This is a genomic window from Pseudomonas sp. ACM7 (genome assembly GCF_004136015.1).
Lineage (GTDB): Bacteria > Pseudomonadota > Gammaproteobacteria > Pseudomonadales > Pseudomonadaceae > Aquipseudomonas > Aquipseudomonas frigoris.
The window spans coordinates 2913535-2927580 of the sequence record NZ_CP024866.1 but is presented as its reverse complement, the minus strand read 5'-3'; the positions used below and the strand labels follow the sequence as shown (position 1 = coordinate 2927580).

Sequence of the window (14046 nt, the reverse complement as noted above, 5' to 3'; positions counted from 1 at the left end):
GTTCCTGGGAGGGCTATTTTTGCTCTCGTAACAATTGAGCAGCACGGACGGCAAAGTAAGTCAGGATGCCATCAGCGCCTGCACGTTTAAAAGCGGTCAGGGATTCGAGGATAACCCCTTCGCTCAACCAGCCATTCTGGATCGCCGCCATGTGCATGGCATATTCACCGCTGACCTGATAAACAAAGGTCGGCACTTTAAATTCTTCTTTGACCCGGTAGAGGATATCCAGATACGGCATGCCTGGCTTGACCATGACCATGTCCGCGCCTTCTGACAAGTCCGCCGCCACTTCGTGCAGGGCTTCGTTGCTGTTGGCCGGGTCCATCTGATAGGAGGCCTTGTTGGCCTTGCCCAGGTTCAGCGCCGAACCGACCGCATCGCGGAACGGGCCGTAATAGGCGCTGGCGTACTTCGCCGAGTAGGCCATGATCCGCACGTTGACGTGATCGGCCAGTTCAAGCGCTTCGCGGATCGCCTGGATGCGACCGTCCATCATGTCCGACGGGGCCACCACCTGAGCGCCGGCTTCGGCGTGGGACAGCGCCTGCTTGACCAGTGCGTCGACGGTGATGTCGTTCTGCACGTAGCCTTCTTCGTCGAGGATACCGTCCTGGCCGTGGGTGGTGAACGGATCAAGGGCAACGTCGGTGATCACACCCAGTTCAGGGAATTGCGCCCGCAATGCACGCGTGGCGCGCTGGGCAATCCCGTTCGGGTTCCAGGCTTCGGCGGCGTCCAGGGACTTGAGCTCCGGCGGCGTCACCGGGAACAACGCCAAGGCCGGAATCCCCAGCTCGACCCACTTGGCCGCCTCTTCAAGCAACAGATCGATGGTCAGGCGCTCGACGCCTGGCATCGACGCCACCGCTTCGCGACGGTTTTCACCGTCCAGCACGAACACCGGCAGGATCAGATCGTCGACGGTCAGAACGTTTTCACGGACCAGTCGACGCGAAAAATCATCACGGCGATTGCGACGCAGGCGGGTTGCAGGAAACAAACGGTTGGCGGGGGTAAAGCTCACGGCAGACTCCTGAGCCCGCACTGGCGGGCGAGCGTGACAGTTATAAGCGGGCATTATGACGAACAGATGACAGTTGTGCTTAGCCCTGTGACACGCAGCCGCATTCCATTGTCCTTGTAGGAAATGTTCACGTCGAGACACATTTGGACACTTTCATGAATGTTCCCGAAGGGTTAGGCTGCGCGTTCATTTCGCCAGCATCCAGACAATGCTCCAACAATTTCTTCAGGAATTCGGCTACTTCGCCCTCTTTCTCGGCACGTTTTTCGAAGGCGAAACCATTCTGGTACTCGCAGGCTTCCTCGCGTTCCGCGGATACATGGACCTCAAAGTGGTCATGATCGTGGCGTTCCTCGGCAGTTATGCCGGTGATCAGCTCTGGTATTTCCTGGGGCGCAAGCACGGCCGCAAGTTGCTGGCGCGCAAACCGCGCTGGCAAATGATGGGTGATCGGGCACTGGAACACATCCGCAAGCACCCGGACATCTGGGTGCTGAGCTTCCGATTTGTCTATGGCCTGCGCACGGTGATGCCGGTGGCGATCGGCCTGTCGGGCTATCCGCCAGGACGTTATCTGCTGCTCAACGGGATTGGTGCCGCGATCTGGGCCGCCGCGCTGGCTGCCGCCGCCTATCACTTCGGCGCGGTGCTCGAAGGCCTGCTTGGCAGCGTCAAGAAGTACGAGCTGTGGGTGCTCGGCGCCCTACTGATACTTGGTTTTTTCCTGTGGTTGCGCCGACGCTTCAAGAACGCCCGTCTGGCGAAGAAGATCTACGCCGACGAGCAGGCTGAACTGGCCAAATCTGCCGAGACTAAGACGCCAGGCGAGTGAAACGGTTTCTGCAACAGTAGAGACCGATTCCGCTGAGCAGGCTGTAACTCAGCAGGCCGACCCAGCCTGCCGCGCTGGCAGGCCACAGCCCAACGACCGGCGCCAGCCACACCAGCGGCACATTCGACGCCAGGCGCAGCAGCTCCAGCTTCAGCGCCCACGGACGATTCTCCAGGGCCACGCCCAACGTAAACAAACCCAACGCCACGGCACTCCAGCCGAGCACCAGCGCGGCGGTTGGCAAACTGTGCTCCAGGTTCATCAAATAGCTACCCAGCGCGATGTAGACGCAGAACTGCAACACGACATACAACTGCTGACGCCCGTCCAGCGGCACTTCGAATTTACGGAACTGACTCAGGTCTGGCTTGTTCATCGGGTACCTGGCCGCCACGTCCGCCGGCCGCCAACCGGTGCGCATGAACCAGATGCGCAGCTTGTCCCATTTGCTTTGCGCACGCCGCGCGTCATCCCACAGCTGCGCGTAGAACTGCACGTTCGCCCACACCGGATTCCAGCTCGCGAGCGGCGTAGTGACACCGAAAATCACCGGTTCGTTATCGTCCTCTTCCTGGAACGAGCCGAATAGACGGTCCCAAATAATGAACACCCCGCCGTAGTTACGATCCATGTAGAGAGCGTTCTGTGCATGGTGAGCCCGATGATTGGACGGCGTGACGAAGAACCACTCGAACCAGCCGAGCTTGGGAATGTGTTTGGTATGCACCCAGAATTGGTACAGCAAGTTCAGCGAGGCGACGCTGATGAACACCAGCAGCGGCACGCCGAGCACGGCCATCGGCAGGTAGAAGATCCAGCTCAACAGGAAGCCGGTACTGGTCTGGCGCAGCGCCGTGGACAGGTTGTAATCCTCGCTCTGGTGATGCACCGAGTGCGCTGCCCAGAGAATGTTGCGTTCGTGGCCCATGCGATGCAGCCAGTAGTAGCAGAAGTCGTAGAGGACAAAGGCGAAAATCCAGACCCAAACGCTGTCGGCGGAGAGTTCAAACAGCGCCAGGTGCTTGAGGGCAAATGCATACGTCACCAGGCCGACGCCTTTGGTCAACAGGCCGGTGGTGGTCGACAGCACGCCGGTGCTCATGCTGTTGATCGCGTCAGCCACACGATAATTGCTCACTCCGCGCCAACGGTCGGCCAGCAGTTCGACGGCAATCAGCACAAAGAAAAACGGCACCGCATACAGAATGAAGTCCATGACGCGCCCTGATCGGAATCTTGAGGACAGATCCTAGGTGTAGCCGCGAATTAACCCTATGGCAACGAGTGACAAATTAGTGGACATTTAACGCCATGAATCTGGAGAAAAGCCCATGAGCAAAAAAATTGCAGTGATCCTATCCGGCTGTGGCGTGTACGACGGCGCCGAGATCCACGAAAGCGTGATCACCCTGCTGCGCCTGGACCAGCGGGGGGCTCAGGTGCAGTGTTTCGCACCTAACATCGCGCAGCTACATGTGATCAATCACCTGACCGGCGAAGAAATGCCCGAGTCGCGCAACGTACTGGTGGAATCGGCGCGGATCGCCCGAGGCAACATCAAGGATATCCGCGAAGCGGACGTGGAAGACTTCGACGCGTTGATCGTGCCCGGTGGTTTCGGGGCGGCCAAGAACCTGTCGAACTTCGCCGTCGAAGGCGCCGGCTGCACCGTGCAACCGGAAGTCCTGGCGCTGGCTGAAGCCTTTGCCGAGGCCGGCAAACCGGTCGGGCTGATCTGCATCTCACCGGCGCTCGCGGCGAAGATCTATGGACCGGGCGTGACCTGCACCATCGGCAACGACGCCGATACTGCTGCCGCCATGAACAAGATGGGCGCTACACACGCAGACTGCGCGGTAACTGACATCGTTGAAGACAAAGCACGCAAACTGGTCAGCACCCCGGCGTACATGCTGGCGCAGAGCATCAGTGAAGCGGCTTCGGGCATCAACAAACTGGTCGACCGGGTACTCGAACTGACCCACGAAAACGACGCCTGACACTGTCCCAGTGTGGGAGCGGGCTTGCTCGCGAATGCGGTGTATCAGTCGACATCAATGCTGAATGACACACCGCATTCGCGAGCAAGTCGAATCGTCGCACCGCCGCTCCCACATTGAACTGGGCAAGGCTCAGGCTTTTCGGGAAAGTCGCGTGAGGATCCGGTCCAGCGCATTGGCAAACGCCTGCTTCTCACGCTCACCAAACGGCGCCGGCCCGCCGCTCATCTGCCCCTGTTCACGCAAATCGGTGAACAGGTTACGCACCGCCAACCGATCGCCCATGTTCTGCGCATCGAACTCTTTGCCCCGTGGATCCAGCGCCGCAACGCCCTTTTTCACCAGGCGATCGGCCAGCGGCACATCGCTGCAGATCACCAATTCGCCGGGGACCGCGTATTCCACCAGATAGTCGTCTGCGGCATCCGGACCACTCGGCACCACGATCAGCTTCACAAGGGCCAAACCCGGCTTGATCTGCGGCTGTCCGGCCACCAACACCACTTCGAACTGGCGCTTGAGGGCGAACTTCACCACCAGATCCTTGGCCGCCCGCGGGCAGGCGTCGGCATCGATCCACACACGCATTGTGTTTTCCTCTGTTGAAAAGCATCGCGGGCAAGTCGGATCGCCGCACCGCCGCTCCCACAAGGTTAGCGCTAAACCTGTGGGAGCGAGCTTGCTCGCGATTGTGAGCGCAGCGAATGCTTTTAAGAAACCTGCACCCGACGCTTCTCAGCCAGCCGACTACGGCTATACAGCACGATGATCGCGATAATCGCCACCGCCTGCGCACTCAGCGAATACGCATCAGCGTGGATCCCCAGCCAGTCGAAGTCAAAGAACGGCACAGGCCGGGTGCCGAAAATCCCGGCTTCCTGCAACGCCTTCACGCCATGCCCGGCAAACACCACCGACAACGCACACAGCAGGCCGGCGTTGATACTGAAAAACAGCGACAGCGGCAGCTTCGCCGAGCCACGCAGAATCACCCAAGCCAGACCGACCAGCAACACCAACGCCGTCGCACCACCTGCCAGTACCGCGTTATGGCCCGCTGGACCTGCCTGCAGCCACAAGGTCTCGTAGAACAAAATCACTTCAAACAGCTCGCGATACACCGAGAAGAACGCCAACGTCGCAAACCCGAAACGCCCACCGCCACCCACCAGGCTGCTCTTGATGTAATCCTGCCAGGCCGCCGCGTGACGACGGTCATGCATCCACACGCCGAGCCAAAGCACCATGACGCTGGCAAACAACGCCGTCGCACCTTCCAGCAATTCGCGTTGCGAGCCGCTGACATCGATCACATACGCCGCCAACGCCCAAGTCCCGAGACCGGCCAGCAGCGCCAGACCCCAGCCGACGTTGACGCTGCGTACCGCCGATTGCTGGCCGGTGTTTCGCAGGAACGCGAGAACTGCCGCCAGCACCAGAATCGCTTCCAGACCTTCACGCAACAGAATCAACAAACCGGAGATGTAGCTCAAAGACCAGCTCAAGCCATCGCTGCCCAGCAGGCCGGCAGACGTCTTCAACTTGGCCTTGGCCGCGTCCAGACGCTGCTGAACCTGAGCCACCGGCAAACCGTCCTGCAACGACTGACGGTAAGCCATCAGCGATTTTTCAGTGTCTTTGCGCACGTTGGCATCGACATTATCCAGAGAACTTTCGACCAGTTCGAAACCTTCCAGATAAGCCGCCACCGACAGGTCATAGGCCTGATCGTGATCACCCGTACGATAAGCAGCGATGCTCTTGTCCAGCGTTGCGGCGGTGTAGTCGAGCAACTGCGCCGGGCCACGCTTGACCTGCGGCGGTTGCGCCCGCTGCTCACGGAAGGTCGCCGCAGCTTGCGGCCCCTCGGCAACCTGCACTTCTGCGGGAGTCTGACGGGCCAGGTCGGCGATGTTGTAGGTCTTTTCGGATTTTGCAGCAGCCGGATCGGCGCTGAAGCTGGCGATGTAGGTCGCCAGGTCCCAACGCTGACGATCGTCCAGCTGATCGGCGAAGGCTGGCATGTCGGTGCCTTCGACGCCGAGGCCCAAGGTGCTGTAGATCGCGTAGAGGCTCAGGTGATCCAGCCGCGCCGCATCACGCAGATTGGACGGCGGCGGCGTCAGACCGACACCCGCCGGACCATCCCCGGCACCCGCGTCGCCGTGGCAAACCGAACAATGCTGAGCGTACAGCGGCGCACCACGGGTCGGATCCGGCGTAATGATCGGTGCCTGGCTGACTTCATAGGTCACGGCCAACTTGGCGCCGAGTTGCCGTGCCTGACGGCCGACATCCGCGCCGTCCTGACGCGCAGTGATCGCGTTGCGCAGCGTGCTGACGCCCTGCTCCAGCCCGGCTTTTTCCGGTTTGGCCGGCATCGCGGCGATCAAGCCTTGCAGCGCCTTGATGGATGCCAACTGCTCTTGGTACTCGGACTCATTAATGACCTTGCCCGCTTGCACCGTTTCCGGGTAATCCGCGCCGATGTAATCGAGCAAATGCAGCGCTTGCGGCGCGCCTTCCACGGTGTCGGCCAGCAGGTTGAAACTGCACAGGGCAAACAGCGGCAATACCAGCCAGGCCAGGAAACGGGACGGGGCAGTCATGAATGAATCTCAATTGGAAATACGAAGTAACACATTGTTCACTTCCAATGCCTTTCACTCAAGCTTTGTTGTGCGGTTCCTCTTGTTTTGAGGAATTGGCAGGAGGCCAACATCAAGAAGAACACGATGGCCAAGACTGGCAACATGATCGCCGCCAAATACCGTATCGAAGGTTCGATCAGCTCGATCGTCAAGCGCATTAGCGACTACTAGGACGTCTTCTACAAATTCAGCCCGCAATTGATTGACGTTGATCTGGCCGAGTGGATGGACGAAGGTCAGGACACCAAGCTAATGAACCATCGGGACATCCGTGTCTCGCTGAACCCTGAAACTAAAAAGGCGACCCCAAGGGTCGCCTTTTTTGTGCCTGGCGGCTTTACACCACCGCTTTGCGAAGGGTCGCCATGAACGCCGCCGCACCGATGAACAGCCCGGCAAAGGTGCGGTTCATGCGTTTTTGCTGCTTGGGCGTGCGCAACAGGCGCAACACCTTGGAAGCCAGCCCGGTGTAACCGGCCATGACAATCAGGTCGACGCAGATCATGGTCACACCGAGGATCAGGTACTGCGCCACCAGTGGTGCATGCGGATCAATGAATTGCGGCAACACCGCGAGCATGAACACCAACGCCTTGGGGTTGCTGACGTTCACCAGGAAACCCCGGAACACCAGCGCCATCGGCTTGCCGATTTGCCGGACGGCCGCGTCGTCGCTCATGTCATGGGGCAGCGCGCGCCATTGCTTGACCGCCAGGTAAACCAGATAGGCCACGCCAAACCATTTGATCGCGTAGAAAGCGGTGGCCGACGCCGCGAGGATTGCACCGACGCCGGCGGCGACAATTGCAATCTGTAACGCCAGACCCAGTTGCAGGCCCAGGGCGTTCCAATAACCGCGCCAGAAACCGTATCGCAGACCACTGGACATCGACGCAATGGCGCCGGCACCGGGAGACAGACTGATCACCCAGCAGGCGGCAAAAAACGCCAGCCATGTTTGAAGCACCATCGCACACCTCGACTCAGACTCGTGACAGACGTCTAAGCTAATGCGGCTTTGGGCCGATGACTACCGATTTTCTTTTACAGGACAGGGCGGACTGCCGACCAGCGTTTATGGCTGCCGGCCCTATCGCGAGCAAGCTCGCTCCCACATTTGATTTGTGTACGCCGCAGATCCCATGTGGGAGCGGGCTTGCTCGCGAAAGCGGTCTATCAGGCAACAGAAGTCTTACTTTTCAAAACCGTTGGAAGGGAATACATCGCTGCCGCGCCAGCGTCGAACCGAGCGCTGGAAGAACAGGCTGTTGGGCACTTGGACCATGGCGCTGCCGGTGCCGAGTTCTTCGGCTTCGATCAGCGTGGTGTAGAGCAGATTGATCGCCACCACCCGGCCTTTGACGCCTGGCTTGTCGGTGGTGTCCACCAACTCGACCACGTCGCCGAGGCGAAACGGGCCGACGGTGAAGATCAGGATTGCGCAAAGCAGATTGGAGAGCACGCTCCACATGGCGAAGAACGCCACTGCCGCTACCGCGACAAACCCGGACAACGCGGTCCAGAGCACCGTTGCCGACACCCCGAGGCGCTCCAGCACGAAAATCAGCGCGCTGCCCATGATCAGCCAGCGCAGGCCACCGCGCAGCGGCATCAGCAATTGCGGCGGCAACGGATAACGCTCACCCAGGCGAGTCAGGCACTTGGCGACGCAACGCTGGGCAACATATCCCGCCAACAGGATCAGCAGGATTTGCACGAAGAGCCAGATCGGCTCGATCCACACAGCAGGCAATGGCAGCTTGAAGGCTTCCATCAGGACAGCGCCTCCAGCTCCGCCTGCATGCTTTCGAGCAGTTCCAGCGCTTCCATCCAGGCTTCTTCCAGCTCCGCTTCACGGACCTTCAGCTTGGCCTGTTCGGCCAGCAGATCACGCAAGTCGTTCTTGCGCGCCGGCTCGTAAATGTCGCTGTCGCCGAGGCTGGTATCGATCTTCGCCAGTTTCTCGTGCAGCTTGCCCAGCTCGGCTTCGAGCTTGTCAGCCTCGCGCTTGTGCGGCGCCAGTTGCTGACGCAACGCAGCGGCGGCCTGACGCTGGGCCTTCTTGTCGGTCTTGTCCGGATTGACCGGCGTATTGCTGACCGGGGCGTTGCGCTGGCGGTAGTCCACCAGCCAACGGGTGTAGTCTTCCAGGTCGCCGTCGAACTCCTCGACCTTGCCGTCCGCCACCAGATAGAAATTGTCGGTGGTGCTTTTGAGCAAATGGCGATCGTGGGAGACCACCAGTACCGCGCCACTGAATTCCTGTAGGGCCATGGTCAACGCCAGGCGCATTTCCAGGTCCAGGTGGTTGGTCGGTTCGTCGAGCAGCAGCAGGTTCGGCCGGCCCCAAGCGATCAACGCCAGCGCCAGGCGCGCCTTTTCGCCACCGGAGAAGTTCAGCACCGGCTCATCGATCCGCGCGCCGCGGAAGTCGAAACCACCGAGGAAGTCGCGCAGCGTCTGCTCGCGCTCGGTCGGCGCCAGGCGCTGCATGTGCAGCAACGGGCTGGCCTTGGAGTCGAGTGAGTCCAGCTGATGCTGGGCGAAGTAGCCAACGACGGTGTTCTCGCCGCGGGTCAGTCGGCCGGACAACGGTTCGAGTTCACCGGCAAGGTTTTTGATCAGGGTCGATTTACCGGCACCGTTCGGGCCGAGCAAACCGATCCGCGCACCGGGGGTCAGTTGCAGCTTGACCTTCTCCAGCACGGCTCGCTCGCCGTAACCCAGTCGGGCGTCGGAGAGGTCGATTAACGGGCTGGAGATTTTCACTGATTCGCGGAAAACGAAATCGAATGGCGAATCAACGTGAGCGGCGGACAGCTCTTCCATCCGCTCCAGCGCCTTGATCCGGCTCTGGGCCTGACGGGCCTTGGTGGCCTGGGCCTTGAAGCGGGCGATGTAGCTTTCCATGTGCGCACGTTGCGCCTGTTGCTTCTCGTAGGCCTGCTGTTGCTGGGCCAGACGTTCGGCGCGAGCGCGTTCGAAGGCGCTATAACCACCGCGATACAGGGTGATCTTGCGCTGATCGACGTGGGCCACGTGATCGACCACGGCATCGAGGAAGTCCCGGTCGTGGGAAATCAGCATCAAGGTGCCGGGATAGCTTTTCAGCCATTCTTCGAGCCAGATGATGGCGTCGAGGTCCAAGTGGTTGGTCGGTTCGTCGAGCAACAACAAGTCCGAGGGACACATCAAAGCCTGCGCCAGGTTCAGACGCATCCGCCAACCTCCAGAGAAATCTCCTACCTGGCGATCCATCTGTTCATTGGTAAACCCAAGGCCGGCCAGCAGCTTTCGGGCCCGGGCATCGGCGGTGTAACCGTCGGCGCTGTCGAGTTCCGAGTGCAGGCGGGCCTGAGCGGTACCGTCATGGGCCGATTCGGCTGCCGCGAGGTCGCGTTGCACCTCGCGCAGGCGCAGGTCGCCATCAAGCACATAGTCGACCGCCACGCGATCGAGGGTGTCGATCTCCTGGCGCATGTGGGCGATGCGCCAGTCCGCCGGCAGGAAGCAATCACCCGAGTCCGGGTGCAGGTCACCCAGAAGCAAGGCGAACAGGCTCGATTTGCCGGCGCCGTTGGCACCGATGAGGCCGGCTTTGTGGCCGGCGTGCAGGGTCAGCTCGGCGTCTTCTAGCAGACGTTGAGGGCCACGCTGTAAAGTCAGGTTCTGAAGTCGAATCATAATGGCGGCGGAGTCTACCAGCTTCGCTCGCAACTGGCGCGAGTAGCACTATGTCCTCTGACCTGTGGAGCTTTTCCCTTAGTACTTACGCCCGTCCCGGCGTTGAACCCGCATGCCTGCAATTGCAGTCGGCGGGCATCAATGTGTGCTTGCTGCTCTGCGGGCTGTGGCTGGGAGAACGTGGCGTCGCCTGTAACGAACACCGATTGCAGCAACTGCGTAGCGTGGCCGAGCCGTGGGACGCAGACGTGGTGCGTCCGCTGCGAGCCTTGCGGGTGAATTGGAAAGTCGTCGCCGCCGACGATGGCGAACTGAATGCTTTGCGCGAGCAAGTGAAGGCACTCGAACTGGAAGCCGAGCGACATCTGTTGTTGCGACTGGAACGATCGGCGCAGAGTTGGCCGCAAGGTGAGGCGACCGATCTATCGGCCTGGCTGGAAGGTGTAACGGCAGGCGCCGCCCACCTGGACCGCGACGCGCTGCATCAGCTGCGCGTCGCGGTAAGCAGCACTTAGGAAGCGCTGGTTGGGGTGGTTGCTGCGATCGATGCGGCGGCCGGCGTTGGCGCTGGCGTGGCTGTCGAGGTGGCTGCTGCTAAAGCAGACGTTGCTACCGGAGCCGGGTTGGCTGGCTTGGCAACTGGCGCGGCGGCCGGCTTGGCAACTGGCGCGGCGGCCTGCTTGGCGGCAACCGGTTTTTTCACCGCTGGTTTGGCAGCGGCAGGTTTGGCTGCTGGTTTCGCTGCAGCAGGTTTTGCAGCAGGTTTTGCAGCAGTGGCTGGCTTGGCTGCGGCAGGTTTTGCAGCAGCAGTTTTGGCAGCCGGTTTGGCTGCAGCTTTTGCAGCTGGTTTTGCAGCTGGTTTTGCAGCTGGCTTGGCAGCAGTTTTAGTCGCGACTGATTTCGCGGCAGGCTTGGCAGCAGGTTTCGCAGCGGCTGGTTTTGCAGCTGGTTTTGCGGCCGGTTTGGCAGCTGCTTTCGCCGCTGCAGTTTTCGCCACCGCGGGTTTAGCAGCAGCGGTTCTTGCAGCCGGTTTAGCGGCAGCTGTTTTGGCAGCGGCGGGCTTGGCGGCAGGTTTGGCAGCGGCTGTTTTAGCAGCCGGTTTTGCAGCGCTGGCAGCGACTGGTTTTTTCGCCGCAGGTTTAGCGGCAGGTTTTGCTGCGGCTTTCACCGGTGCTTTGGCGGCCGGTTTGGCAGCAGACTTGGCCGGTGCTTTTGCAGCAGCCGGTTTGGCAGCGGCTTTCTTGGCAGGAGCCGCAGCAGGCTTGGCCGAACGCAGGGACAACGCCTTGCCGACAGCCTCTTTTACACGACCGATGCCCTGGGCCAGTTTCAGGCTTTCTTGAGCATCGCGCTTGAGTTGCAGAATGTAGCTGCGAGTTTCGGATTGACGATCCTTGAGGGCATCGAGCAAGTCCTCAAGCTCCTTCAACGCGCCCTTGGCTTTGGCTTGTGCCTTGGCCTTGCCGGCCGCCGCAGCGTCCTGCAATTTGGTACGGGATTTGTGCAGTTTTTCTTGCGCTTTTCCGCGTTGCTTTTCCAGTTTGGCGAGCAGTTTTTCAGCATCAGCCAAGGCTTGGGAACAAGCGTTTTCCAGGTGCTCGAGCAAGCTGCCCGAGAGTTGTTGGAGTAAGTGCAACGGAGTATTTACAGGCTTCTTGGTGGCCGACATGGTTTACCTCCTGGCTGACGTGGGTGCGGCTCATACTAGACCTCTGCTGCTACCGCCGCTAGGGCATGTTGACAGTATCCAAAGCGCTGCGTTGCAACGGATTGAAATTCTTCTGCGCTTGCGCAAAACCAGTTCACCGTAGAGCACATTCACACTGGCATAATCCCCCGCATCTCAGGTCGGAGAGTGCCCATGTCGCGCTACCTTTTTTTATCACTGTGCGTGTTTTTTTCCGTGGCCCAGGCCGCCGAAAAAACCAAAGAAAATGACACTCATGATCTCTCTTACAGCCTGGGCGCAAGTCTCGGCGAACGCCTGCGCCAGGAGGTTCCCGATCTGCAACTTCAGGCGCTGATCGAAGGTTTGCAACAAGCCTATCAAGGCAAACCCCTGGCGCTGAAAGATGAGCAGATCGAACAGATACTTGCCGAGCACGAAGCCCAGGCCGCCTTGCAACCGAGCACGCCGCAAAGTGAAATCGCCCTCGAAAAAGAGCGGGCCTTTCTCGCCGAGGAAAAAGCCAGACCGGGCGTTCGTGAACTGGCAGATGGAATATTGCTAACGGAGTTGGTGCCAGGCACTGGCGTCAAAGCTGGCCCCAACGGCAAAGTCCAGGTGCTGTATATCGGTCGCCTTCCCGACGGCACAGTGTTCGATCAGAACAGTCAGCCGCAGTGGTTCAGTCTCGACAGTGTGATCAGCGGATGGCGCAGTGCGCTGCAGCAAATGCCGGTCGGGGCAAAATGGCGTCTGGTGATTCCATCGGCCGAAGCCTATGGCGCCGAGGGTGCCGGCGACCTGATTGCACCGTTCACACCGCTGGTATTCGAAGTCGAATTGCGCGGTGCTACAAGCTGAATACCGGAAACGAAAAACGGCGCGCATAGCGCACCGTTTTTGGAGGTCTTGCAGGAAGGGGGTTCAGGCCTGAACCGAGTCCTCTTCCTTGTGAGCGGTGTGCAGCACTTCGATCAAGCAGTCTTCCAGTTCGAAGCGCTCGTGCAACAGGCCACCCAGCTCTTTGAATTTCTCCGCCACGCATTGACCTGCATCACACAGGTCGTTGAACGCGAGCAGCTTCTCGGTGATGACGTCGATGCGAGGGTAGATGGTCTCGGCCAGCTCGAGCCCGCGAGTATCACCAAACGCTTTGGCTTCGCCGGTCAGCTGTTCGTAGATCTCGAAGTGCCCGGCAGACACGTAATCGACCAGTACGCCGCAGAATTCCTGCAACGGCTTACGGTTCTCACCCAGTGCCTCAGGCTTGGCGCCGAGAGCATCATAGGCCCGAACCAGTTCGTGACGCTCCTGCAACCAGCGATCGATCAGCAGATGCACTCCACCCCAACGTTCCTGAGCATTCTGACAACTTTCGAGCATGGTGATCTCTCTTCCCTTGTGGGTCATGCTGCCCTACACCCGTCGCCACACTTGAAGGTCAAGTATCGGCCAGGCAGAGCGTCATTCGAGCAACATAATTCCAATGACACGTGCGGGCCAGATTATGCCCGCGCGACAATGGCTTCAAGGTACGCAGGAGATAAAGTTCATACAAGTGTTTAATCACCCGCCAGCGCCCGGTGCGACGAACCGCCGCTGAGCGGTCGCAGACAGGCTTTCCAGACAACGCGCAGCAGCTGATAAATTCCCAGAATTGTCATCGCCATGAAGAACAGCAGACTCCATTCAGGAATGCTCAGGTCGAACAGTGTCCAGGAAATCTCCGCGCACTCCGCCTCCCCTTTAAACATCTGCGTGGCCTGACACAACCAAGGCATGTCCTCGTACTGAACTGCCAGATTGGGCGAGCACGTCAACAGCTGATGCATTGGATCGCTCTGCAGCAACACCTGTCGCCACGCCGTGACCGTACCCGCCAGACTGCAAAACAGCCCGAGCATCCAATACAGGAAAGACCCGAAGCGGCCCGGCCCATGCACCGAAGCCACCAGGCAGATACCCGTGAGCAACGCGAGGCAAAAGCGCTGCAACAGGCACAACCCGCAAGGCTTGAGGCCGACCGCATATTCCAGGTAATAGGACACGCCCAGGGCCAGGGCACCGGCAATGAAAGCCATGAAAAACAAGGAGCGTGAGCAGGCCAAAGACATGGCATTTCCGTAACAGTAGAGACAGGCGGTTACGGTAGAGGAAAGCGCTGCAGCCTTTCAAGGCAGGCCAGC

General features: G+C 59.9%; 14 protein-coding genes and 1 pseudogene. 5 read left to right on the top strand and 10 right to left on the bottom strand.

Going from position 1 to position 14046, the window contains the following annotated elements:
- Positions 1-13 precede the first annotated feature (13 nt).
- Positions 14-1027, bottom strand: a complete 1014-nt coding sequence (gene hemB / locus CUN63_RS13690) for a porphobilinogen synthase (RefSeq protein ID WP_008150323.1) — start codon at positions 1025-1027, stop codon at positions 14-16.
- Positions 1028-1235: 208 nt separating this feature from the next.
- Between hemB and CUN63_RS13685 the strand changes: the two genes are divergently transcribed.
- Positions 1236-1859 (top strand): DedA family protein, encoded by a 624-nt coding sequence (locus CUN63_RS13685; RefSeq protein WP_129440109.1) that lies wholly within the window; start codon positions 1236-1238, stop codon positions 1857-1859.
- Here CUN63_RS13685 and CUN63_RS13680 read toward each other — a convergent pair.
- Entirely contained in the window at positions 1840-3075 is a 1236-nt protein-coding gene (locus CUN63_RS13680) for a sterol desaturase family protein (RefSeq protein WP_129440107.1), read from the bottom strand. The two genes, CUN63_RS13685 and CUN63_RS13680, sit on opposite strands and share 20 nt — an antisense overlap.
- Positions 3076-3190: 115 nt before the next feature.
- On the opposite strand from CUN63_RS13680, the gene elbB reads away from it, so the two are divergent.
- A complete protein-coding gene (gene elbB, locus CUN63_RS13675; protein ID WP_033060653.1) occupies positions 3191-3859 on the top strand; it encodes an isoprenoid biosynthesis glyoxalase ElbB in 669 nt (222 codons plus the stop codon).
- A 132-nt stretch (positions 3860-3991) separates the two neighbouring features.
- On the opposite strand, the gene CUN63_RS13665 is transcribed toward elbB, so the two are convergent.
- Positions 3992-4447 (bottom strand): YaiI/YqxD family protein, encoded by a 456-nt coding sequence (locus tag CUN63_RS13665; protein WP_033060654.1) that lies wholly within the window; start codon positions 4445-4447, stop codon positions 3992-3994.
- Between the two features lie 122 nt (positions 4448-4569).
- A complete protein-coding gene (locus CUN63_RS13660) occupies positions 4570-6468 on the bottom strand; it encodes a cytochrome c/FTR1 family iron permease (RefSeq protein ID WP_129440105.1) in 1899 nt (632 codons plus the stop codon).
- Between the two features lie 81 nt (positions 6469-6549).
- Here CUN63_RS13660 and CUN63_RS32175 point away from each other — a divergent pair.
- Positions 6550-6759: pseudogene (locus tag CUN63_RS32175) on the top strand (penicillin-binding protein activator LpoB); the annotation flags it as partial.
- A gap of 88 nt (positions 6760-6847) precedes the next feature.
- Here CUN63_RS32175 and CUN63_RS13650 read toward each other — a convergent pair.
- The 3 genes from CUN63_RS13650 to CUN63_RS13640 form a co-directional block, all read right to left on the bottom strand.
- Entirely contained in the window at positions 6848-7480 is a 633-nt protein-coding gene (locus CUN63_RS13650) for a LysE family transporter (RefSeq protein ID WP_129440104.1), read from the bottom strand.
- A gap of 222 nt (positions 7481-7702) precedes the next feature.
- On the bottom strand, positions 7703-8284 hold the full coding sequence (locus CUN63_RS13645; RefSeq protein ID WP_129440102.1) for a mechanosensitive ion channel family protein: 582 nt from the start codon (positions 8282-8284) through the stop codon (positions 7703-7705).
- Positions 8284-10194: an ATP-binding cassette domain-containing protein gene (locus tag CUN63_RS13640; RefSeq protein ID WP_129440100.1), complete on the bottom strand. Its 1911-nt coding sequence runs from the start codon at positions 10192-10194 to the stop codon at positions 8284-8286. The genes CUN63_RS13645 and CUN63_RS13640 overlap by 1 nt, the downstream gene beginning before the upstream one ends.
- A gap of 50 nt (positions 10195-10244) precedes the next feature.
- Here CUN63_RS13640 and CUN63_RS13635 point away from each other — a divergent pair, with 50 nt between their 5' ends.
- Positions 10245-10709, top strand: coding sequence for a TIGR02444 family protein (locus CUN63_RS13635; protein WP_129440098.1), 465 nt, complete (start codon positions 10245-10247; stop codon positions 10707-10709).
- Here CUN63_RS13635 and CUN63_RS13630 read toward each other — a convergent pair.
- On the bottom strand, positions 10706-11863 hold the full coding sequence (locus CUN63_RS13630; RefSeq protein ID WP_129440096.1) for an AlgP family protein: 1158 nt from the start codon (positions 11861-11863) through the stop codon (positions 10706-10708). The two genes, CUN63_RS13635 and CUN63_RS13630, sit on opposite strands and share 4 nt — an antisense overlap.
- A gap of 192 nt (positions 11864-12055) precedes the next feature.
- On the opposite strand from CUN63_RS13630, the gene CUN63_RS13625 reads away from it, so the two are divergent.
- Complete coding sequence (locus CUN63_RS13625) at positions 12056-12721, top strand: FKBP-type peptidyl-prolyl cis-trans isomerase (RefSeq protein WP_129440094.1); 666 nt, start codon at positions 12056-12058, stop codon at positions 12719-12721.
- A 63-nt stretch (positions 12722-12784) separates the two neighbouring features.
- On the opposite strand, the gene CUN63_RS13620 is transcribed toward CUN63_RS13625, so the two are convergent.
- Positions 12785-13243, bottom strand: coding sequence for an Rsd/AlgQ family anti-sigma factor (locus CUN63_RS13620; protein ID WP_046045098.1), 459 nt, complete (start codon positions 13241-13243; stop codon positions 12785-12787).
- A gap of 179 nt (positions 13244-13422) precedes the next feature.
- Positions 13423-13974 (bottom strand): disulfide bond formation protein B, encoded by a 552-nt coding sequence (locus CUN63_RS13615; protein WP_129440092.1) that lies wholly within the window; start codon positions 13972-13974, stop codon positions 13423-13425.
- Positions 13975-14046: the final 72 nt, after the last annotated feature.